The organism is Nocardioides sp. CFH 31398 (assembly GCF_022436705.1).
In the GTDB taxonomy this organism is placed as follows: Bacteria; Actinomycetota; Actinomycetes; order Propionibacteriales; family Nocardioidaceae; genus Nocardioides.
In genome coordinates this window covers 181,594-202,910 of sequence record NZ_JAKUHT010000003.1, presented here as the reverse complement: position 1 = coordinate 202,910, position 21,317 = coordinate 181,594, and the positions used below count along the sequence as shown (strand labels likewise).

Annotated in this window: 19 protein-coding genes and 3 riboswitches; of the genes, 8 read left to right on the top strand and 11 right to left on the bottom strand. The window is 76.1% G+C overall.

Annotation, left to right across the window (positions count from 1 at the left end; translation table 11 throughout):
• Genes MJ876_RS03285 through MJ876_RS03270 form a run of 4 tightly spaced genes read right to left on the bottom strand, consistent with a single transcriptional unit; the run spans position 1 to position 4,688 of the window.
• A complete protein-coding gene (locus tag MJ876_RS03285; protein ID WP_240234642.1) occupies positions 1–1,359 on the bottom strand; it encodes a cobyrinate a,c-diamide synthase in 1,359 nt (452 codons plus the stop codon).
• On the bottom strand, positions 1,356–1,970 hold the full coding sequence (gene cobO, locus MJ876_RS03280) for a cob(I)yrinic acid a,c-diamide adenosyltransferase (protein ID WP_240234641.1): 615 nt from the start codon (positions 1,968–1,970) through the stop codon (positions 1,356–1,358). Before cobO ends, MJ876_RS03285 begins: the two co-directional genes overlap by 4 nt.
• Position 1,971: 1 nt before the next feature.
• Positions 1,972–2,613, bottom strand: coding sequence for a 5,6-dimethylbenzimidazole synthase (gene bluB / locus MJ876_RS03275; protein ID WP_240234640.1), 642 nt, complete (start codon positions 2,611–2,613; stop codon positions 1,972–1,974).
• Positions 2,610–4,688, bottom strand: coding sequence for a VWA domain-containing protein (locus MJ876_RS03270; RefSeq protein WP_240234639.1), 2,079 nt, complete (start codon positions 4,686–4,688; stop codon positions 2,610–2,612). The genes bluB and MJ876_RS03270 overlap by 4 nt, the downstream gene beginning before the upstream one ends.
• A 23-nt stretch (positions 4,689–4,711) precedes the next feature.
• Positions 4,712–4,898: riboswitch (cobalamin riboswitch) on the bottom strand.
• Between the two features lie 59 nt (positions 4,899–4,957).
• On the opposite strand from MJ876_RS03270, the gene cbiE reads away from it, so the two are divergent.
• Positions 4,958–6,157, top strand: a complete 1,200-nt coding sequence (gene cbiE / locus MJ876_RS03265; protein ID WP_240234638.1) for a precorrin-6y C5,15-methyltransferase (decarboxylating) subunit CbiE — start codon at positions 4,958–4,960, stop codon at positions 6,155–6,157.
• Positions 6,145–6,906, top strand: coding sequence for a precorrin-4 C(11)-methyltransferase (cobM, locus tag MJ876_RS03260; protein ID WP_240234637.1), 762 nt, complete (start codon positions 6,145–6,147; stop codon positions 6,904–6,906). Before cbiE ends, cobM begins: the two co-directional genes overlap by 13 nt.
• A 237-nt stretch (positions 6,907–7,143) precedes the next feature.
• Here the strand turns inward: cobM and MJ876_RS03255 are convergent, their stop codons facing one another.
• The 6 genes from MJ876_RS03255 to MJ876_RS03230 are packed head-to-tail and all read right to left on the bottom strand — an operon-like array spanning position 7,144 to position 13,044.
• Positions 7,144–8,694 (bottom strand): precorrin-2 C(20)-methyltransferase, encoded by a 1,551-nt coding sequence (locus tag MJ876_RS03255; RefSeq protein WP_240234636.1) that lies wholly within the window; start codon positions 8,692–8,694, stop codon positions 7,144–7,146.
• Positions 8,691–9,347, bottom strand: a complete 657-nt coding sequence (locus tag MJ876_RS03250) for a precorrin-8X methylmutase (protein WP_240234635.1) — start codon at positions 9,345–9,347, stop codon at positions 8,691–8,693. The genes MJ876_RS03255 and MJ876_RS03250 overlap by 4 nt, the downstream gene beginning before the upstream one ends.
• Positions 9,344–10,192 (bottom strand): nitrite reductase, encoded by an 849-nt coding sequence (locus MJ876_RS03245; RefSeq protein WP_240234634.1) that lies wholly within the window; start codon positions 10,190–10,192, stop codon positions 9,344–9,346. Before MJ876_RS03245 ends, MJ876_RS03250 begins: the two co-directional genes overlap by 4 nt.
• A 5-nt stretch (positions 10,193–10,197) precedes the next feature.
• Positions 10,198–10,974 (bottom strand): ABC transporter ATP-binding protein, encoded by a 777-nt coding sequence (locus MJ876_RS03240; RefSeq protein WP_240234633.1) that lies wholly within the window; start codon positions 10,972–10,974, stop codon positions 10,198–10,200.
• Complete coding sequence (locus tag MJ876_RS03235; protein WP_240234632.1) at positions 10,971–11,996, bottom strand: iron ABC transporter permease; 1,026 nt, start codon at positions 11,994–11,996, stop codon at positions 10,971–10,973. The genes MJ876_RS03240 and MJ876_RS03235 overlap by 4 nt, the downstream gene beginning before the upstream one ends.
• A 7-nt stretch (positions 11,997–12,003) precedes the next feature.
• Positions 12,004–13,044 carry an ABC transporter substrate-binding protein gene (locus MJ876_RS03230; protein ID WP_240234631.1) on the bottom strand — a complete coding sequence of 347 codons (1,041 nt, stop codon included), beginning with the start codon at positions 13,042–13,044 and terminating at the stop codon, positions 12,004–12,006.
• A gap of 70 nt (positions 13,045–13,114) precedes the next feature.
• Positions 13,115–13,207: riboswitch (cobalamin riboswitch) on the bottom strand.
• 84 nt (positions 13,208–13,291) lie between these two features.
• Positions 13,292–13,363: riboswitch (cobalamin riboswitch) on the top strand.
• A gap of 14 nt (positions 13,364–13,377) precedes the next feature.
• Between MJ876_RS03230 and cobN the strand changes: the two genes are divergently transcribed.
• Positions 13,378–17,007, top strand: coding sequence for a cobaltochelatase subunit CobN (gene cobN / locus MJ876_RS03225; protein WP_308192551.1), 3,630 nt, complete (start codon positions 13,378–13,380; stop codon positions 17,005–17,007).
• Positions 17,008–17,014: 7 nt separating this feature from the next.
• The gene (cobF, locus tag MJ876_RS03220) at positions 17,015–17,770 is read left to right on the top strand and encodes a precorrin-6A synthase (deacetylating) (RefSeq protein ID WP_240234630.1); all 756 of its coding nucleotides are present in this window, start codon (positions 17,015–17,017) and stop codon (positions 17,768–17,770) included.
• A gap of 85 nt (positions 17,771–17,855) precedes the next feature.
• On the opposite strand, the gene MJ876_RS03215 is transcribed toward cobF, so the two are convergent.
• Positions 17,856–18,200, bottom strand: a complete 345-nt coding sequence (locus tag MJ876_RS03215) for a metalloregulator ArsR/SmtB family transcription factor (protein WP_240234629.1) — start codon at positions 18,198–18,200, stop codon at positions 17,856–17,858.
• A 79-nt stretch (positions 18,201–18,279) separates the two neighbouring features.
• On the opposite strand from MJ876_RS03215, the gene arsM reads away from it, so the two are divergent.
• The 4 genes from arsM to MJ876_RS03195 are packed head-to-tail and all read left to right on the top strand — an operon-like array spanning position 18,280 to position 21,288.
• Positions 18,280–19,062, top strand: coding sequence for an arsenite methyltransferase (gene arsM / locus MJ876_RS03210; RefSeq protein WP_240234628.1), 783 nt, complete (start codon positions 18,280–18,282; stop codon positions 19,060–19,062).
• Positions 19,059–20,168, top strand: a complete 1,110-nt coding sequence (arsB, locus tag MJ876_RS03205; RefSeq protein ID WP_374202453.1) for an ACR3 family arsenite efflux transporter — start codon at positions 19,059–19,061, stop codon at positions 20,166–20,168. Before arsM ends, arsB begins: the two co-directional genes overlap by 4 nt.
• Entirely contained in the window at positions 20,165–20,836 is a 672-nt protein-coding gene (locus MJ876_RS03200) for a three-helix bundle dimerization domain-containing protein (RefSeq protein WP_240234627.1), read from the top strand. Before arsB ends, MJ876_RS03200 begins: the two co-directional genes overlap by 4 nt.
• Positions 20,833–21,288, top strand: coding sequence for a low molecular weight phosphatase family protein (locus MJ876_RS03195; RefSeq protein ID WP_240234626.1), 456 nt, complete (start codon positions 20,833–20,835; stop codon positions 21,286–21,288). Before MJ876_RS03200 ends, MJ876_RS03195 begins: the two co-directional genes overlap by 4 nt.
• Positions 21,289–21,317 lie beyond the last annotated feature (29 nt).

Below are 21,317 nucleotides of genomic sequence, written 5' to 3'. Positions count from 1 at the left end.
TCACGGGGCCGCCCGCGTGGCCTCGTGGGCGTGGACGGCGTCCGCGAACCGCTGCGCCAGGCGGGGGTGGCCCGCCCAGTGGGTGTGCAGGTACGACGCGTGCAGGGTGGGCCCCGCGTGCCCGACGACGTCGTCCCCGATCCGCCAGGCCGGCACGTCGCCGGCCTCGGGGGCGGTGAGGGTGCGGTGGAACTCGTGGCCGGTGACCTCCTCGCCCGCCCGGGTCAGCAGGGTGTCGGCCGCGGCGACGGCGGTGGGGTAGCGCAGGGTCAGCCGCTCCGCCATCGCGGCGGTCGCGTCGAGGGCGCCGACCATGGCGGTGTCGTCGAGGGTGCGGCACAGGTAGAGCAGCCCGGCGCACTCGGCGACGGTGGGGACGCCGGCCGTGACGGCGTCCCGCACGGCGGTGAGCAGGGCGTGGTTCCCGGCCAGCGACGCGGCGTGGACCTCGGGGAAGCCGCCGCCCAGGTAGATCCCGGCCGTCCGCTCGGGCAGGGGGTCGCGGGTGGGGTCGAAGACGACGACCTCGCAGCCCGCGGCCGTCAGCAGCTCCGTGGTCTCCGCGTAGGAGAACGTGAACGCGCGCCCGCCGGCCACGGCGACCCGGGGGCGCGCGGCGGACGGCGGTGCGACCTCCGCGGCCGGGTCCCAGGCCGCGGCGTCCAGGTCCGGCGCGGCGCGGGCGAGGGCGAGGACGGCGTCGAGGTCGACGTGCTCCTCGACGCGCGCGGCCAGCGCGTCGAGGGTCGCCTCGGCCTCGGCGCGCTCCGCGGCGGGCACGAGCCCCAGGTGCCGCGACGGCACCGCCAGGCCGGGGTCGCGGGGCAGGGCCCCGAGCACCGGCAGGCGGACGGCGTCGCTGATCTCCTCCACGAGCCGGGGCGAGCCGACCTGGTTGAGCACCACGCCGGCGACGTGCACGTCGTCGTCGTACGTCGCGAGGCCGTGGACGACGGCGCCCAGGGTGCGCGAGGACCGGGACACGTCGACGACCAGCACGACGGGGGAGGCGGTGAGGGCCGCGACGTGGGCGGTGGAGGAGAAGCCGCGGCCCCCGACCTTGCCGTCGAACAGCCCCATGACGCCCTCGACGACCGCGACGTCGGCGGGTGCGGGGACGGCGGCGCCGTGCAGGAGCAGCGGGACGACCCGGTCCTCGCCGACGAGGTGCGGGTCGAGGTTGCGGCCGGGCCGTCCGCAGGCCAGCGCGTGGTAGCCGGGGTCGATGTAGTCGGGCCCGACCTTGTGGCCCGAGACGGCGAGCCCGCGGCGCCGCAGCGCGGCCATCAGGCCGGTCGCCACGGTCGTCTTGCCCTGCCCGGTGGCGGGGGCGGCGACGACGAGGCGGGGGAGCCTCACCACTCGATGCCCTTCTGGCCCTTCTGACCGCGGTCCATCTGGTGCTTGACCTTCGTCATCTCGGTGACGAGGTCGGCCGCCTCGACCAGCGCGGGGTGCGCGCGGCGACCGGTGACGACGACGTACTGCCGCCCGGGCCGGTCGCGCAGGGTGGCGACCACCTCCTCGACGTCCACCCAGCCCCACTCCATGGGGTAGGTGAACTCGTCGAGCACGTAGAGGTCGTGGCGCTCCTCGGCGATCGCCCGCCGGACCTCGGCCCAGCCCTCGGCGGCGTCGGCGGCGTGGTCGGTCTCGTCGCCGGCCTTGCGCGACCACGACCACCCGGCGCCCATCTTGTGCCAGGTCACCGGTCCGCCCTCGCCGGTGGCCTCGTGCAGCTCGCCGAGCCGCTCGAGGACGGTCTGCTCGCCGATGCGCCACTTCGCGGACTTCACGAACTGGAACACCCCGACGTCCCAGCCCTGGTTCCACGCGCGCATGGCCAGGCCGAACGCCGCGGTCGACTTTCCCTTGCCGTCGCCGGTGTGGACCATCAGCAGCGGCAGCCGCCGCCGCTGCGCCGTCGTCAGCCCGTCGTCGGGCACGACCTCGACCTTGCCCTGCGGCATCTCAGGCTCCTTCGCTCTCGTGCTGGTCGGACCAGCGCTCGGTGTGGACGGCGTCCGCCAGCGGTCGGCGGCTGCGCCAGTGGTGGCGTTCCAGGTCGGGGACCTCGGCCAGCGAGGTGACCGGACCGACGCACAGCCAGGCCACGACCTGCACCCGCGCCGGGGCGCCGACGAGCGCCCGCAGCCGCTCCTCGCGGTAGAAGGACACCCAGCCCACGCCGAGGCCCTCCGCGGTCGCGGCGAGCCAGAGGTTCTGGACGGCCAGGTAGGTCGAGGCCAGCCCGGTGCCCGGCACGGTCCGCCGTCCGAGGACCTGCGGGCCGCCGCGGTCGGGGTCGTGGGTGACGACCACCCCCGTGCCGGCGCGCCGGACACCCTCGACGGTGATCGGCGCCAACCGCTCGGCGCGCTCGGGCGGCAGCTCGGCGGCGTAGGCCTCCCGCTCCTGGGCCACGTGGTCGGCGAACGCCGCCAGGGTGGCCGGGTCGCGGACGACGACGAAGTCCCACGGCTGGCTCATGCCGACGCTCGGCGCCCGGTGCGCGGCCCCGAGGACGCGGGTCAGCACGGCGTCGTCCACGACCTCGCCGGTGAACTCCGTGCGCACGTCGCGGCGCCGCTCGATGGCCTCGTAGACGTTCACGCGACCCGGTCCCGGACGACGCTGGTCAGCGCCTGCGCGCTGACCTCCGCGACCGGGACGTGCTCGGCGCCGAGGTGCTCCGCCAGCGTGCTCGCCAGCCCGAGACGCATCGGACCGGCCTCGCAGTCGACGACGAGGCTCGCGACCCCGGCGGCGGCGAGGTGGTCGGCCACCTGCCGGGACCGGGCGACGGCGTCGGCGCCGGCGGTGGCCCGGCCGTCGGTGACCAGCACCAGCAGCGGACGACGGCGCGGGTCCCGGACGCGCTCCCGGGCCAGCACCCGGTCGGTGAGCAGGAGGCCCTCGGCGAGCGGCGTCCGGCCGCCCGCGGGCAGCTCCGCCAGCCGGGTGGCGGCGATGTCGACCGAGTGGGTCGGCGGGAGCGCCAGGTCGGCGTCCGCGCCCCGGAAGGTGATCAGGCCGACCTTGTCGCGCCGCTGGTAGGCGTCGAGGAGCAGCGACAGGATCGCGGTCTTGACCTGCTCCATCCGCTTGCGGGCCGCCATCGAGCCGGAGGCGTCGACGCAGAACAGCACGAGGTTCGACTCGCGACCCTCCCGCGTCGCGACCCGCAGGTCGTCGGGGTCGAGCCGCAGGCGACCACCGGTGCGGCCGCGCCGCCCCTGGTGGGGGGCGGCGGCCCGGACCGTCTGCACGAGGTCGACCGACCCGCCCGCCCCGGGCTCGCGGCGCCGCGCGCCGGTGCGCCGGCCCGACTCCGTCACCGCCCGGCTGCGGCGGCCGGTCTCGCCGGCCCCGGTGCCGCCGACGGTGAACAGCCGCGGCCGGTACGGCGTCCCGACCGCGGCGGTGGTGCCGGCCCCGGCGGAACCCCCGGGAGCATCGGAGCCGGCCGGACGCCCGGGGGCCTCGGAGCCGTCGGTGCCGTCGGGGGCCCGGTCTTGGGTCTGGCCCGTCTGGTCCGGGCCCTGCCCGGGTGACGGGTCGGGCCCGCCGGTCGTGTCGTCGGTCGGCACGGCGTCGGGACCCCCGTCGGGCCCGGGGCCCTGGTCGGGGCCGGGCTCCGGCTCGGGCTCCGGCTCGGGGGGCTCCGGCTCGAAGCCGTCGAGGAGCGCGTCGAGGAGGTCGGTGTCGATGCCGGGGGCGTCGAAGGGGTTGCGCCGCCGCCGGTGCGGCAGCGCGAGGATCGCGGCGGCGCGGATGTCGGGGCGGGCGACGCGGTCGCGGCCGTGCCAGGCGGCGTGCGCCACCGCGGCGCGGGCCAGCACCAGGTCGGCACGCATGCCGTCGACCTCGAAGGCGGCGCAGATCTCGGCGATCCTCAGCAGCGCGGCGTCGGACAGCACGACGTCGGCGACGGCGTCCCGGGCGGCGCGGATCCGGTCGGTCAGCGCGGCCTCGGCGTCGGCGTACGACGCGACGAAGCCGTCGGGGTCGGCGTCGTAGGCCATCCGGCGGCGCACCACCTCGACCCGCAGCGCGGGGTCGCGCGGCGCGGCGACCTCGACGGTCAGCCCGAAGCGGTCCAGCAGCTGGGGGCGGAGCTCGCCCTCCTCGGGGTTCATGGTGCCGACGAGGACGAACCGGGCGTCGTGGACGACGGAGACCCCGTCGCGCTCGACGGTGGAGGAGCCCATGGCGGCGGCGTCGAGGAGCAGGTCGACCAGGTGGTCGTGCAGCAGGTTGACCTCGTCGACGTACAGCACGCCGCGGTGCGCGCGGGCCAGCAGCCCGGGCTCGTACTCCGCCCGGCCCTCGCTGAGCGCCCGCTCGAGGTGCAGGGAGCCGAGGACGCGGTCCTCGGTGGCGCCGACGGGCAGCTCCACCAGGCGGACGGGCCGGGTCTCGACCTCGGCGTCCGGGCCGAACGGACCGTCGGGGGACCGCGGCGCGGGGTCGGCCGGGTCGGAGGAGAACCGGTCGCCCGCGACGACGTCGATCGGTGGCAGCACGCCGGCGAGGGCCCGGACGATCGTCGACTTCGCGGTGCCCTTCTCGCCGCGGACCAGCACCCCGCCGATCGCCGGCGAGATCGTGGTCAGCACGAGGGCCAACGCCAGGGGGTCGTCGTCACCGGAGGTGACGACGGCAGAGAAGGGGTAGTGCACTGGCACGTGGGGCTCCCGCTCGCATCGCCAAGAAGATGGGGGCGCGAGGCCGGTCTTCGGACTTCCCACGTGCGCCGTGCCCGGCTCTCGTCGAGCCGGCGGCGCCGCAGGTCACCGCAGCGGGCCCTGTGCCGGATTCTCACCGGCTTCCCAGATTCTCCCCGTGGCGCCGGTTGTCTCCCCGGGCCCGTGGGCACCTCGTGCCTGTCCCGGGTGACGCTACCGGCACCCGGTCGCCCGCCGTCCCGGCGGTCGGTTGTCCTAGGGTCGCCGTCGTGCCGGGCCCGAGGATCCACGTCGTCGGTCTGGGTGCCGACGGCTGGCCGGGTGTCCCCGAGCCGCTGCGGACGCGGGTGCTCGGAGCCGACGTGCTGCTCGGCGGGGCACGACACCTGGCGCTCGTGCCCGACGTGCCCGGGCAGCGGCGCGAGCCGTGGCCCTCGCCGCTGCGGGAGGGGCTGCCCGCCCTGCTGGTGTCCGTCGGCGACGCCTCGGTCGTCGCGCTCGCGTCGGGCGACCCGTTCGTGTCCGGGATCGGGACCACCCTCGTCGACCTCCTGGGCGCCGACGCCGTCGTCGTCCACCCGGCGGTCTCGTCGGTCGCGCTCGCCCGCGCCCGGATGGGGTGGGCCGCGGAGACCACGACGACGCTCACCCTGGTCGGTCGCGACGTCGACCTGCTGCGGCGCGCGCTGTCGCCCGGCGCCCGCGTCGTGGTCCTGTCCTCCGACGAGCACACCCCCGCGGCGGTCGCGGCGCTGCTCGTCTCGTCCGGCTACGGCGCGACCCGGATGACGGTGCTCGGCGACCTGGGCGCGGCCACTGAGTCGCGTCACGAGGCCACCGCGGCCACGTGGTCCGGCGAGGGCCCGCGCCTGCACGTGCTCGCCCTCGAATGCCTCGGCCCGGTGCTCGGCGGCTGGGCGGCCGGTCTCCCGGACGACGCCTACGAGCACGACGGCCAGCTCACCAAGCGGGACCTCCGCGCGTCGGCCTTGGCGCGGCTCGCCCCCCAGCCCGGGCAGCTGCTGTGGGACGTCGGCGCCGGGGCGGGCTCGGTCGGCATCGAGTGGGCCCGCGCCCACCCCACCTGCCGCACCGTCGCGGTCGAGCGGCACCCCGACCGGGCCGAGCGCGTCGCGCGCAACGCCGCCGCGCTCGGCGTCCCCGGCCTCGAGGTCGTGCGGGGGCCCGCGCCGGACGCGCTGGCCGGTCTCGACGGGCCGGACGCGGTCTTCGTCGGTGGCGGGCTGACGGCGCCCGGCGTGCTCGACGCCTGCCTCGCGGCGCTGCGCCCCGGGGGGCGGCTGGTCGCGCACGCGGTGACGGTCGAGTCGGAGACCCTCGTGGCCCGCGCGTACGCCGAGCACGGCGGGGAGCTCACCCGCCACGGGGTCGAGACCGCGGCCCCGCTGGGCTCGATGACGGGCTGGACGCCGGCGCGCACGGTCACCCAGTGGGCGTGGTCGGCGTGATCCACTTCGTGGGGGCCGGGCCCGGGGCCGCCGACCTGCTGACCGTGCGGGCCACGCGGCTGCTCGCGGCCGCCGACGTGGTCGTCTACCCGGGGACCTACCTCGACCCCGAGGTCCTGACGCACTGCTCCCCGGAGGCCCGGCTGGTCGACAGCCAGGCCCTCGACCTCGACCGCATCACCGCGGTGCTCGTCGAGGCCGCCGCCGAGGGACTGGCGGTCGTGCGGCTGACCTCGGGCGACCCGTCGGTCTACTCGGCGCTGGCCGAGCAGACCCGCCGCCTCGCCGCCGCGGGCGTGGCGTGGGACGTGACGCCCGGCGTGCCGTCGTACGCCGCCGCGACGGCGCTGGTCGGGGCCGAGCTGACCGTGCCGCTGCTGGCGCAGTCGGTGGTGCTGACGCGCGCCCAGGCCCGCTCGACGCCGATGCCGGACGGCGAGTCGCTGGAGGCGTTCGCGGCCACCGGCGCGACCCTCGTGCTGCACCTCGCCGTCACCCGCACCACCGAGCTCGCCGAGCGGCTGGCGCCGTACTACGGCGCGGACTGCCCCGCCGTCGTCGTCTTCCGCGCCAGCCAGCCCGGCGAGCTGGTGCTGCGCGGCACCCTCGCCGACATCGGCGCGCAGGTCGAGGACGCCGGGCTGCGCCAGGCCGCCGTCATCATCGTCGGCCGGGTGCTCGGCACCACCGGCGGCGGCGAGTCCCACCTGTACGACGCCGCCCGCCCCCGCCCGACCACCGGTGCGTGAGGTGGTCGAGCAGCGAGGAGCCCCTGGGCGACGAGCGCGTCGAGACCGCCGGGCATCGCCAGGGGTGCGCGACCACCGTCGGTCGAGCCTGTCGAGACCTCGGCCTCCGGGTGGCGGCGGGCGGGGTCTCGACGGACGTTCGCTCGCTGGCGCTCGCTCACTGCTCGACCACCGGTGAGTGAGGTGGTCGAGCAGCGAGGAGCCCCTGGGCGACGAGCGCGTCGAGACCGCCGGTCGTCAGGAGGTGCCCGGGTCCGTCGATCGCGGCGACCAGACCCGGCCGCCGCGGGTGACGCGGGTGGCCGACGAGCCGACGATGAGCAGGCACTTCATGTCGATGCTCGCGGGGTCGAGGTCGCCGAGGGTGGTGACCGTCAGCGACTCCTCGGCCCGGCCGACGTCACGGCCCACCACGACGACGGTGTCGGGAGCGCGCACCTCGCCGAGCACGGCGCAGGCCTTGGCCACCTGGTCGGTCCGCGACCGGGAGGCGGGGTTGTAGACCGCGAGCACGAGGTCGGCCTCGGCAACGGCGCGGAGGCGCCGCTCGACCAGCGACCAGGGCTTGAGCCGGTCCGACAGCGACATCACCGCGAAGTCGGCCCCCACCGGGGCCCCGGCCCGGGCCGCGACGGCCTGCACGGCCGAGACGCCCGGCAGCACCCGCACCGGCACGTCGTCGTAGGCCGGGTCCGCGGCGACGGCCTCGAAGACCGCCGTCGCCATCCCGAACACGCCGGCGTCCCCGCCGGAGACCACCGCCACGCGCTCGCCGCGGCGCGCCAGGTCGAGGGCGAGCCGGGCGCGGTCGAGCTCGACGGTGTTGCCCGACGCGTGCCGCGTGAGACCGGCGCGCTGCGGCACCCGGTCGACGTACGGCGCGTAGCCGACGACGTGCTCGACCTCCGCCAGGGCCGACGAGGCCTCCGGGGTCAGCCAGGTGTCCGGGCCGGGGCCCAGCCCGACGACGAGCAGCTCGGCCGCCCGGTCCGACCCGGGGACGGCGACCGGCTCGGGCTCAGCGACCGGGGGAGCGACGTCGCGGCTGCGGCGTCCGTTGCGGCTGTCGCCTTCGACGAGCAGCAGCGAGAGGTAGGGGACGCTCGCCGGGTCCACCTCGGCGGCCGGCATGGTCCGCTCCTGCGCGGTCGAGGCGCGCTCGACGTACGTCGCGTCGTCCAGGCGTCCCGCCTCGACGAGCGCCTGGCGGACGGCGGGGAACGTGCGGCCCAGCTTCATCACCACCGCGCCGTCGGTGTCGGCGAGCCGGCGCGCCAGCTCGGGGGCGGGCAGGGTGCCGGGCAGCACGGTGAGGACGTCGGTCTGGCGGACGAGCGGCAGCGCGGCGCCCGCGGCCGCCGCGGCGAAGGCGGGCACGCCCGGCACGACCTCGGTGGGGAAGCGGTCGGCGAGCCGGTCGTGGAGGTACATGAACGAGCCGTAGAACAGCGGGTCGCCCTCGGCGAGCACCACCACGTCGCGGCCCGCCTCGAGGTGCGCGGCGAGGCGGGCGGCGGCCTCGGCGTAGAAGTCGGCGAGCGCGCCGGTGTAACCCTGCGGGTGGTCGGTCGTGCCGGTCGTGACGGGGTAGCGCAGCTCCTCCTCGATCGCGTCGTCGGGGATCAGGTCGGCGGCGATCGAGCGCGCGTGGGACTGCTTGCCGACGCCCGCGTGGTAGGCCACGACGTCGGCGGCGCCGATGAGCCGGGCCGCCTTGAGGGTGATGAGCTCCGGGTCGCCGGGGCCGAGCCCGACCCCGTGGAGACGTCCGGTCGCGGGGCTGCTCACTCGTCCTCCTGGGCCAGTGCGTTGAGGGCCGACGCGGTCATCGCCGAACCGCCGCGGCGCCCGCGGACGGTCAGGTACGGCACGTCGACGCCGTGGTCGTCCGCGAGCGACTCCAGGGCGGCCTTCGACTCGGCCGCGCCCACGAACCCGACGGGGCACCCGACGACGGCCGCGGGCCGCGGCCCGCCGTCGGCGAGCATCTCCAGCAGGTGGAACAGGGCCGTGGGCGCGTTACCGATGGCGACGACCCCGCCTTCGAGCCGGTCGCCCCACAGCCCGAGGGCCGCGGCGGAGCGGGTGGTGCCCCAGGCGCGGGCGAGGTCGGTGACGCCGGGCTCGCGCAGCGTGCACACGACCTCGTTGTCGGCGGGCAGCCGGGCCCGGGTGACCCCGGAGGCGACCATGTGCGCGTCGACGAGGATGGCCGCGCCCCCGACGAGGGCGGCCCGGGCGGCCCCGACGAAGGCCTCGTGGACGACGAGGTCGCCCGCGAGGTCGGTCTGGCCGGTGCCGTGGACCATCCGCACGGCGACCTTCTCCGCGTCGGCGGGCAGGTGGGAGACGTCGGTCTCGGCGCGGATCGTCGCGAACGACTCCGCGTAGATCGCCGCGCCGTCGCCCTCGTAGGGGTAGCGCCGGGTGGGAGGTCTCATGCGGCTCTCCTCGGGTCGGGGACGACCGATCGCCACGGCGTGACGACGAGGTCGCCGGCGGGCAGGGGCAGGCCCCTGGTCAGCCGCCCGTCGGGCACCGCCACGTGGGCGGCGTCGTACGGCGGCGCGCCGGTGGGCGCCGGCAGGGCGGGGTCGGGCGGCGTGGGCACGGCCAGGGGGTGGTCGAGGGGCGCGGGCAGCTCGGTGACGTGCCAGGGGGCGTCGGGCCCGGTGCCCCGGGCCTCCGCGAAGGTCTCGGCGAGCGCGACCAGCGCGGGCACGGCGTCGGTCAGGTCGATCACGGGCCCGAGCCCGTCGCCGACCCGCAGCTGTGCCCGGGTCCCCGACAGGGCCACCAGCCCGAGGTCGCACGGCCGGTCGAGGACCTCGCCGCCCCCGTCGTCCAGGACGACGAGGAACCGTGCGGAGAGCCGGGCCAGCGACCGGGAGCCGCACACGGCGGCGTCCAGCGCGGACAGCAGCGGCCGCAGGTCGGCGCGCGTGGCGCCCAGGCCGGGGGAGAGCAGGTAGTTGCGGACCAGCTCGTGGCTGGCGCTCGGCACGAGACCGGTCGCGAGGACGGCGTCCGCGACGTCGGGCCGCAGGCGACCCTCGCCGTCGTGGGGGAGGGCCCGCAGCTGGAGGTTGGCTCGCCGGGTGAGGTGGACGGCGCCGTCGCCGTGGGCCTCCGCGACGTCGAGCAGGGCGGCCAGCTGGTCGGCGCCCACGGCGCCGCCGAGCAGGCGCAGCCGCACGAGGGCGCCGTCGTCGGCGATCCAGGGTCGCGCGAGGCCGGGGCAGCGGTCGGCGCGGGTGCGGGCGCCGGTCGGGGTCGGCGGACTCACGCCGGTCATGCTTCCAGGCGCGGCAGGGCGCGCAGGTAGCGGACCGAGGGGCCCGAGGCGGTCGACTCCACGACCGCCTCAACGCCGTACACGCGGGCGACGAGGTCGGCGGTGACCACCGTCGCGGGGGCGCCGGCGGCGACCACCCGGCCCCCGTCGAGCACCACGACCTCGTCGCAGAACGACATGGCGAGGGTGAGGTCGTGCAGCGCCAGGACGGTGGTGACATCGGCGGAGACGACGAGCGCGAGCAGCTCCAGCTGGTGGCGGACGTCGAGGTGGTTGGTGGGCTCGTCCAGCAGCAGCTCGCTGGGCTCCTGGGCCAGCGCCCGCGCCAGCTGGACGCGCTGGCGCTCCCCGCCGGACAGCGTGGCGTAGCGGCGCGCCAGCAGGTGCTCGGTGCGCATGGCGGTCGCGGCGCGGAGCACCGCCGCCCGGTCGACGTCCCGCTCCCCCGCCCAGGGTCGCCGGTGCGGCAGGCGGCCGAGGGCGACGACCTCGGCGACGGTGGGGTCGGTGTCGGTGCCGGACTCCTGGTCGACCACCGCGAGCCGGCGCGCCACGGCCCGGCGGCCGAGCCCGGACAGGTCGTCGTCGCCCAGGCGGACGACGCCGGAGGACGCCGGACGGAGGCCGGCCAGCAGCCGTAGCAGGGTGGACTTGCCGGACCCGTTCGGCCCGAGCAGCCCCACGGTCGCCCCGGGGGGGACGTGCAGGTCGACGCCGTCGACGACGAGCCGGTCGCGTGCCGCCCAGCTCACGGCCCGTGCGGTGATGCTCATGCGCGCCCCCGCCGGCGGCGCAGCAGGACGACGACGAAGGCCGGCACCCCGACCAGCGCGGTCGCCACGCCGACGGGCAGCTCCTGCGGGGCGATCACCAGCCGCGCCGCGGTGTCGACCCAGACCAGGAAGACGGCGCCGAGCACCGCCGCGGTCGGCACCAGCACCCGGTGGCCGACGCCGACGAGGCCGCGGGCGACGTGCGGCAGGACCAGGCCCACGAACCCGATGGCCCCCGACGTCGAGACCACGACGGCGGTCATGAGGGCGGTGACGACGAGCAGGACCACCCGGACCGCGGCCACCGGCACCCCGAGGGTGGCGGCGGCGTCCTGGCCGAACATGAAGGCGTCCATCGACCCCGCCGCGAGCCCGCACAGGACCGCCCCGAGGCCGACCACCACCCCGCACAGGACGACATCGGTCCAGGTGGAGCCGGCGAGGGAGCCCAGCAGCCAGAACAGCACGCCGCGCGTCTGCTCGGCGTCCGCCCCGACGTAGACCACGAACGAGGTCAGCGCCGTGAACAGCTGGGTCACCGCGACGCCGGCGAGGACGATGCGGTCCGGGGTGCCGTCCGCGAGCAGGCCGAGCGCCAGCACGAGGCCGAACGCGACCACCGCGCCGAGGAAGGCGCCGGAGGCCAGGCCGAGAGCCCCCGCGCCGATCCCGAGGACGACCACGAGGACCGCCCCGGTGGAGGCGCCCGAGGAGACCCCCAGCAGGTAGGGGTCGGCCAGGGGGTTGCGCAGCAGCGACTGCAGGACCACCCCGACCAGCGCGAGCCCGGCACCGCAGACCGCGGCCAGGACGGCGCGGGGCAGCCGCAGGTCCCACACGATCGCCTCCTGCAGGACGCTGAGCCCCGACTCCGCGCCGGTGAGCCGGGACCACGCGACGGCGTACGCGTCGGTCGGGCCCAGCGTCGAGGGGCCCACCGTCGTCGCGGCGGCGACCGAGACCGCGAGCAGCACGAGACCCGCGGGCCCGAGCACCCACGGCCGGGCGAGGACGGCGCTCACCGCGTCCTCAGTCGGCCAGGCCGAGGTCGCGCACCCCGGCGGCGACCTTCTCGACGGCGTCGACGGTGCGGATCGAGGGGTTCAGCTCGGCCCCGGCGAGCGCGACGTAGCGGCCCTCCCGGACGGCCGTCATCCGCCGGGCCACCGGGTGGGACTCCAGGAACGCGATCTTGGCGGCGGCGGTCTCCGCGGTCTGGCTGCGCCGCGACAGGTCGCCGAGGACCAGCACGTCGGGGTCCCGCTCGGCGACGGCCTCCCAGCCGACCTGGGGCCAGTCGGCGGTCTGCTCCGCGAAGACGTTCTCCAGGCCCAGGGCACGGCTGACGATGCCGGGGCCGCCGCAGCACCCGGCGAGGTACGGCGACTCGGCGTTGGCGAACCAGTACATGACCGACACCGGCTCGCCGTCGGGGGTCCTCAGCGGCTCGACGGCGTCCATGCGGTCGGTGAGGTCGGCGACCAGCTCCTCGCCGGCCCGATCCTCGCCGAGCAGGGCCGCGAGGTCGCGGACCTCGGTGTGGATCGTCTCCATCTCCAGGGTGTCGCGGCGCTCGCCGTCGGTGTCGCCGACCTCGACCTTGCCGCACTCGGCGGGGGAGAGGTAGGCGGGCACGCCCAGCTCCTCGAAGGCCGCGACCGGCGCGACGCCGCCCTCGGCGAGCGTGCTGGTGAACGAGGCGGTCACCAGGTCCGGCTCGGCGGCGAGCACCGACTCGAGCGACGGTGCGTCGTCCGAGAGCCGTGGGACGCCGGCCTCCGCCCCGGCCAGCCGCGGCAGGACGGGGTCGGTCCACTGCGCGGTGCGGACCAGCCGGTCCGCGGCGCCGAGCGACAGCAGGATCTCGGTGGTGCCCTGGTTGAGGGACACCACGCGCTGGGGAGGCGCCTGCACGGTCACGTCGCGGCCGCAGTCGTCGACGGTGACCGGGTCGGCGCCGGCACCCGAGGCACCGGCCCCGGCGGCGGGTCCGCCCGTGCCGCAGGCGGAGAGCCCGGCGGCGAGCAGCAGGACGAGGACGGGGGGCACGAGGGCGCGTGCGCGGCTCACGAGGAGCTCCTTCGGCATCCGGGCCCGGCACGCGGGGCCCGTACGGACGCGCCGCGCGGTCACGCGGCCGGCCAGCAGGTCCTCGGACTCGGGCACGTGGGCCCACACCGTTGCGCGTCAGTCCCGGAGTCGCACCGGGTTCCCCTGCCGTGAGGCGACTGGCGCCGCCGACGCTACCAACGACCGCGGTGCCGGCGTCCAGGGTGGGCCCGCTGGCCTAGGGTGAGCGGCACACCTCCCGTGGAGCCGGGAACCCGGTGCGAGTCCGGGACGGTTCCGCCACTGTGAGCCCGCCGCGAGGCGGGTCAGTCAGACACCGACCACGGGGGCTCCTTGACGACCAGGGGCGAGAACCCCGGGGAGGACCACGCGATGCGCATCGCCCTGCTCTCGACGTCCGACACCGACCTGCTGTCCGCGCGGGCGAGCGGCGCGGACTGGGTCCACGCCAACCCGGCGCGGCCCGGCCACCAGTCGATGGCCGAGGTCATCGAGGGCTGCGACCTGGTCGTCGGCCGGGTGCTCGGCGACCCCAGCGACCTGTGCAGCGGCTTCCGCCGCATCCGCGGCACCGGGATGCCGATGGTCGTCCTCGGCGGGGAGCAGCAGCCGAGCGCCGAGCTGATGGAGCTCTCGACGGTCCCCGTCGGCACCGCGGCGCAGGCCCACCGCTACCTCGCCGAGGGCGGGCCGGCGAACCTCCGCGAGCTGCACGCCTTCCTCTCCGACACCGTGCTGCTGACCGGGGAGGGCTTCGAGCCGCCGGTGCGCGTGCCCGAGTGGGGGTGGGCCGAGCGCGACGTCCCGGCCGGCGACCGGGCGCGGATCGGCGTCCTCTACTACCGGGCGCACCGCGCCAGCGGCAACGACGCCTTCGCCCACGCGCTGGCCGACGCGATCGACGCGACCGGCGAGGCCGTCGGCCTGCCCGTGTACGCCGGGTCGCTGCGCTCGGCGCCCGACGCGCTGTTCGAGGCCCTCGGCGACCTCGACGCGCTGGTGGTGACGGTGCTGGCCGCGGGCGGCGCGACCCCCGCCGACGCCCAGGCCGGCGGTGACGACGAGGCGTGGGACGTGGCGCGGATCGCCGCGCTCGACGTCCCGGTGATCCAGGCGCTGACGCTGACCTCGAGCCGGGCCGAGTGGGAGGCCTCCGACGACGGCGTCTCGCCGCTCGACTCGGCCACCCAGATCGCCATCCCCGAGTTCGACGGGCGGATCATCACCGTCCCGTTCTCGTTCAAGGAGGTCGACGCCGACGGGCTGCCCCGCTACGTCGCCGACGCGGAGCGCTCGGCCCGGGTCGCCGGGATCGCGGCGAACCACGCCCGCCTGCGCCGGACGCCGCCCGCGCAGCGCCGGGTGGCCCTCATGCTCTCGGCGTACCCGACCAAGCACGCCCGGGTCGGCAACGCCGTCGGCCTCGACACCCCGGTCTCCACCATCCGGCTGCTGCGGGCCATGCGCGACGCCGGCTACGACCTCGGCGGGCCGGGAGCCGTCCCGGGCCTGGACGAGGCCGACGAGACCGTCGCCGGCGACACCCTCATCCACGCGCTCATCGACGCGGGCGGCCAGGACGAGGAGTGGCTGACGAACGCCCAGCTCACCGACGCCCACGTCCGCATCGCCGCCGACGACTACCGGCGCTGGACCGCCGACCTGCCGGAGGACCTGCGCGCCGAGGTGCACGCCGCGTGGGGCGACGCCCCCGGCGAGCTGTTCGTCAACGACGACGGCGAGATCGTGCTCGCGACCATCCGGGCCGGCAACGTGGTGCTGCTCATCCAGCCGCCGCGCGGCTTCGGCGAGAACCCGGTGGCGATCTACCACGACCCCGAGCTCGCGCCGTCCCACCACTTCCTGGCCGCCTACCGCTGGCTGCGCGCCACCGAGGACGACGGCGGCTTCGGCGCGCACGCCGTCGTCCACCTCGGCAAGCACGGGTCGATGGAGTGGCTGCCGGGCAAGAACGCCGCCCTGTCGGCGTCCTGCGCCACCGACGCCGCGATCGCGGACCTGCCGCTGGTCTACCCGTTCCTGGTCAACGACCCCGGCGAGGGGGCGCAGGCCAAGCGTCGCGCCCACGCCGTCGTGGTCGACCACCTGATCCCGCCGATGGCGCGGGCCGAGACGTACGGCGACGTCGCCCGGCTCGAGCAGCTGCTCGACGAGTACGCCAACATCGCCGCCATGGACCCGGCGAAGCTGCCGGCGATCCGCGGGGAGATCTGGCAGCTGATGCACGCCGCCGAGATGCACCGCGACCTCGGGCTCGAGGAGCGCCCCGACGACGAGGAGTTCGACGACTTCCTGCTGCACGTCGACGGCTGGCTCTGCGAGATCAAGGACGCCCAGATCCGCGACGGCCTGCACGTGCTCGGCGGGGCACCCACCGGCGAGGTCCGGGTCGACCTGGTGCTCGCCATCCTGCGGGCGACGCAGGTGTGGGGCGGCGGGGAGCAGGCCGTGCCCGGCCTGCGCAGCGCCCTGGGCCTGAAGGACGGCGAGGCGGTGGGCGCCGTCGACGAGGTCGAGCGCCGCGCCCGCGACCTGGTCGCCGGGATGGAGGCCCGCGACTGGGACCCCGACGCCGTCGGCGAGCTCCACGACGACCCCGAGGTGCAGCGGGTGCTGCGCTTCGCGGCGCGGCACGTGGTCCCCCGCCTGGCCCGCACCACCGACGAGCTGGACGCCGTCCTGCACGCGCTGGAGGGCGGGTTCGTGCCGGCCGGGCCGTCCGGCTCGCCTCTGCGCGGCCTGGTCAACGTGCTGCCGACCGGCCGCAACTTCTACACCGTCGACCCGCGCGCCGTCCCCAGCCGCCTGTCGTGGGAGACCGGGCAGGCGATGGCGGCGTCGCTGGTGGAGCGGTACGTCGCCGACCACGGCGAGCCCCCGTCCGCGGTGGGGCTCTCGGTGTGGGGCACCTCGGCGATGCGGACCTCCGGCGACGACGTGGCCGAGGTCCTCGCGCTGCTGGGCGTCCGCCCGGTCTGGGACGAGGCCTCGCGGCGGGTCTCCCGCCTCGAGGTGATCGACCTCGAGGAGCTGGGTCGCCCGCGGGTCGACGTGACGGTCCGCATCTCGGGGTTCTTCCGCGACGCGTTCCCGCACGTGGTCGAGATGCTCGACGACGCCGTCCGGATGGTCGCGGCCCTCGACGAGCCGGCGACGCACAACTTCGTGCGCGCCCACGCGCAGGCCGACCTGGCCGAGCACGGCGACGAGCGGCGCGCCACCACCCGCGTCTTCGGCTCCCGCCCCGGCTCGTACGGCGCCGGGATGCTCCAGCTCATGGAGTCCGGCAACTGGCGCGACGACGCCGACCTCGCCGAGGTCTACACCGCCTGGGGCGGTTTCGCCTACGGCCGCGACCTCGACGGTCGTCCCGCCGCCGACGACATGCGGACCAACTACCGGCGGATGAAGGTGGCCGCCAAGAACATCGACACCCGCGAGCACGACATCGCCGACTCCGACGACTACTACCAGTACCACGGCGGCATGGTCGCCACGGTGCGCGCGCTGACCGGCGCCGAGCCGGCGGCCTACGTCGGGGACTCGACCTCGCCCGACCTCGTCCGCACCCGCACGCTGCAGGAGGAGACCACCCGCGTCTTCCGCGCCCGGGTGGTGAACCCGCGGTGGATCACCGCGATGCAGCGCCACGGCTACAAGGGGGCCTTCGAGCTGGCGGCGACCGTGGACTACCTCTACGGGTTCGACGCGACGACCGGGGTCGTGCACGACTGGATGTACGAGAAGCTCGCCGAGTCCTACGTGCTCGACGAGACGAACCAGGAGTTCATGCGCCGCTCGAACCCGTGGGCGCTGCGGGGCATCGTCGAGAAGCTGCACGAGGCCGTCGAGCGGGGCCTGTGGGCGGAGCCCGACGCCGACCTGCTGGCGCGGATGCAGGAGGTCTACCTCGACCTCGAGGGCGACCTCGAGGACCGCTGAGCCGTCGGTGACCACCACGATCCGCGTGGTCGGGATGGGCATGGGCCCCGACCACCTCACCCCCGCGGCAGCCCGGGCGCTGGCGGCGTCGTCATACGTCGTCGCGCCGCGCAAGCACCGCCCCGGCGGCCAGGGGGACCAGCTCCTGGCCGTCCGCGCCGAGGTCTGCCGCACGTTCGGCCTCGAGCTCGTCGAGGTGGTCGACCCGCCGCGCTCAGGGGAGGGCGACTACCGGGGGTCCGTCGCGGAGTGGCACGCCGCCCGGCTGGCGCGGTGGGAGGAGGCGGTGGCCGCCCGGGCCGGGGACCCGGCGTGGCTGGTCTGGGGCGACCCGTCGCTCTACGACTCCCACGTGCGGATCCTGGGTGAGCTCGCCCGGCGCCGGGGCGCCGCCCTGCAGGTCGAGCCGGGCGTCGCGGCCCCGTCCCTGCTGGCGGCGCGCCACGGCGTGGTGCTGCACGCGATCGGCGAGCCCGTGCTCGTCACGACCGGTCGCAGGCTGGAGCGCGACCTGGTCGGGCAGTCGGCGGTGGTCGTCATGCTCGACGGAGACCTCACCTGCCTGGCCCCGCCGGTGCTGACGAGGCTGGACGGGTGGTCGATCTGGTGGGGGGCAAATCTGCAGACGTCGTCCGAGCGGCTGGTCTCGGGTCGGCTGCCCGCGGTGGCCGAGGACCTGCGCTCGGCGCGGGACGAGGTGCGTCGTCGGGCGGGATGGGTGCTGGACACCTACCTGGTGCGGTCGCCGTCCTCCACGGGGTGAGCGAGCGGGGTCGCTCCCCACGACGACTCCCACCCGCTGGTCCGGCGGGTCCGCGGCGGAGGCCGGACCTGCTGTGGACCCGGTCTCAGAGCACGGCGCGCGCGGCGTCCGTCGCACCCGCGACGAGCCAGTAGTGCACCCAGGTGCCGCGTCGCTCGCAGTCGATCAGCCCCGCTTCGCGCAGCTTGCGGAGGTGGTGGGACACCGTGGGCTGCGAGACCCCGACGTCGTCGATGTCGCAGACGCAGACCGCGGCGGGCGAGGCCGCCGCGATGCGTGAGTAGAGGCGCAGGCGCACCGGGTCGCCCAGGGCCTTGAGCACGGCCGCGACGGCCGAGGCGTCGTCCGCGTCGAGGCCTGCGCCGCCCGGCGGGCAGCAGGACGCCTCCGACAGGAGGTCGTCCGCGACGGGCTGCACGACGGTGGGCATGCAGGCATATTGACAGATCTCGAATCAGCGCGCCAGAGTTGCTGCATCGACAGACGTCGAACCACGACCGAGGAGGACCATGGCAGCGACGGACGGCAGGACGCCGGAGGCCCTGCGCGAGACGGTGCGGGCGAGGTACGCCGGCGCGGCGGGGGCCGCGTGCTGCGAGACGGTCGCCGACCCCTACGACACCACCGAGCGGGACGGGGTCACGGTGTTCGGCTCCGGTTTGTACGACGACGAGGCCGGCGGGCGTGACGAGGGGACGGCGTCCGCGATCGAGGCGTCCCTCGGGTGCGGCGTCCCGACGGCCGTCGCCCGCCTCGCGGAGGGCGAGGTGGTCCTCGACCTGGGGTCCGGCGCCGGCGGCGACGTCCTCATCTCGGCCCGGCGGGTCGGCCCGTCGGGACGGGTCTACGGCCTGGACATGACTCCCGAGATGCTCGAGCTCGCGCGGCGCAACGCCGCGGCGGCCGGGGTCGACAACGTCGAGTTCCTCGAGGGGTACCTCGAGGACGTCCCGCTGCCGGACCGCTCGGTCGACGTGGTCATCTCGAACTGCGTGATCAACCTCGCCGCGGACAAGCGGGTCGTGCTCGCCGAGGCCGCCCGGGTCACCCGACCCGGTGGACGCTTCGCCGTCTCGGACGTCGTCGCGGACGAGGACATGGACGACGCCACCCGGGCGGACATGGCCGCCTGGACCGGCTGCATCGCCGGGGCGCTGACCGAGGCCGAGTTCCGCGGCGCCCTCGCCGCCACCGGGTGGGAGCAGGTGGAGATCGAGACCACCCACCGGGTGCACGACGCCGCCGCGGCCGCCGTCGTCCGCGCCGTCCGGTCCGGCGGGGGTGGGGCGTGAGCAGCACGAGCGAGGCCCGTGCCTCCCGGGCGGGTGGACCGGGCCAGGAGCGCGTGGCCGCCCGTCTCTCGACGCTCGACCGGTTCCTGCCGGTCTGGATCGTCGCGGCCATGCTCCTCGGCCTCGCGCTGGGCCGCCTGGTGCCGGGGCTGGACGAGGCCCTCGAGGCGGTGGAGATCGGGTCGGTGTCCCTGCCCATCGCCCTCGGCCTGCTGCTGATGATGTATCCGGTGCTCGCGAAGGTGCGGTACTCCGAGACCTCGCGGGTGACCGCCGACCGGCGGCTGCTGGCCGCCTCGCTGGTGCTGAACTGGCTGGTGGGGCCCGCGCTGATGTTCGCGCTGGCCTGGCTGCTGCTGCCCGACCTCCCGGAGTACCGCACCGGCCTGGTCATCGTCGGCCTGGCGCGGTGCATCGCCATGGTGCTGATCTGGAACGACCTGGCGTGCGGCGACCGGGAGGCGGCGGCCGTGCTGGTCGCGCTGAACTCCGTCTTCCAGATCCTCGCGTTCGCCGGTCTGGGCTGGTTCTACCTGCAGGTCCTCCCCGGCTGGCTGGGCCTTCCCACCACCTCCGCCGACTTCTCGGTGGTCGCGATCGCGGGCAGCGTCCTGGTCTTCCTGGGCATCCCGCTGGCCGCCGGCTACCTGACCCGCGTCGTGGGGGAGCGGACCCGTGGGCGGGACTGGTACGAGGAGCGGTTCCTGCCCAGGATCGGCCCGCTCGCCCTCTACGGCCTGCTGTTCACGATCGTCATGCTGTTCGCCCTGCAGGGTGAGGCGATCACCTCCCAGCCGCTCGACGTCGCCCGGATCGCGCTGCCGCTGCTCGCCTACTTCCTGGTGATGTTCGCCGTCTCCTGGGCGACCGGGTCGCGGTTGGGCCTGGGTTACCCCCGGACGGCGACGCTCGCGTTCACCGCCGCCGGCAACAACTTCGAGCTCGCCATCGCCGTGGCGATCGGGACCTTCGGCGTCACCTCCGGCCAGGCGCTCGCCGGCGTCGTCGGCCCGCTGATCGAGGTGCCCGTCCTCGTCGCGCTCGTCTACGTCGCCCTGCGCCTGCGACCCGCGCCAGGCCCGGCCGATCAGGAGGTCCGCCCGTGACGACGTCCGGACCCGGCCCGATGCCGGGCGTGGAGGATCCGCGTCAGCTGCTCCACGACGCCGGGACCCGGCTCGCGGAGCGGTTCACCGGGCACTTCGCGCCGGAGACGATCGAGCGCTACCTGTTCGAGTCCTACGCCGCACTGCGCCGGACGTCGAGGCTCACGGCCTTCCTGCCGGTGCTCGCCGAGACCTTCGCCCGCGAGCGGCTCACCGCTCTGGCCCAGCACCAGGGCAGCATCGCGCGCGACGTGCCGGAGGTGCTGCTCGTGTGCGAGCAGAACGCCGGACGCTCGCAGATGGCGGCCGCGCTCATCGACCGCCACGCCGCCGGCAGCGTCCACGTGCGATCGGCCGGCTCGCAGCCCGCGGCCGAGGTCGGCCCCGAGGTGGTCGCCGTCATGGGCGAGCTGGGGATCGACCTCGCCGACGCCTTCCCGAAGCCCCTGACCGACGACGTGGTCCGTGCCGCCGACGTGGTCGTCACCATGGGCTGCGGCGACGCCTGCCCGATCTACCCCGGACGGACGTACCTCGACTGGGACCTCGCCGACCCGGCGGGCCGTCCCCTCGACGAGGTGCGCGCGATCCGCGACGAGATCGACGCGCGCGCTCGGGACCTCGTCGCCACCGTCCTCGCCCACCACCAGGAAGGAGCCTCCTCATGACCGACACCCACCTCGACGCCGGCGCACCGCCCGTCGTCGTCTTCGCCTGCCGCGCGAACGGCGGGCGGTCCGTGGCCTCCCGCTTGCTCACCGAGCACTACGCGCAGGGACGCGTGGTCGCGGTCTCCGCGGGCACGGAGCCCGGGGAGCACGTCCACCCCGAGGTCGCCGCCGTCCTGACCGACCTCGGCCTCGACGTCTCACGGGAGTCGCCGACGCTCCTGACCGCCGAGATGATCGCCGACAGCGACCTCGCGATCACCCAGGGCTGCGGGGAGAACTGCCCCTACGTCCCCGGCGCCCGCTACCGCGACTGGCCGCTCGACGACCCGAAGGGCAAGGACGAGGCCGAGGTCCGTCGGATCGTCGCCGACATCGACGCCCGGGTCCGGGACCTGATCGCCGAGCTCGTCCCGGACCACGTGCTCCCGCCGTCGGTGATCACGACCTGACGCCGACACCCTGGCGTGAGGCGTGGCGG

Coding starts and splice junctions, on each gene's coding strand:
- MJ876_RS03240 (WP_240234633.1), bottom strand. CDS start 10,974: ATGAGCATCACCGCACGGGCCGTGAGCTGGGCGGCACGCGACCGGCTC.
- MJ876_RS03250 (WP_240234635.1), bottom strand. CDS start 9,347: ATGAGACCTCCCACCCGGCGCTACCCCTACGAGGGCGACGGCGCGGCG.
- cobO (WP_240234641.1), bottom strand. CDS start 1,970: ATGCCGCAGGGCAAGGTCGAGGTCGTGCCCGACGACGGGCTGACGACG.
- MJ876_RS03195 (WP_240234626.1), top strand. CDS start 20,833: ATGACCGACACCCACCTCGACGCCGGCGCACCGCCCGTCGTCGTCTTC.
- arsM (WP_240234628.1), top strand. CDS start 18,280: ATGGCAGCGACGGACGGCAGGACGCCGGAGGCCCTGCGCGAGACGGTG.
- MJ876_RS03215 (WP_240234629.1), bottom strand. CDS start 18,200: ATGCCCACCGTCGTGCAGCCCGTCGCGGACGACCTCCTGTCGGAGGCG.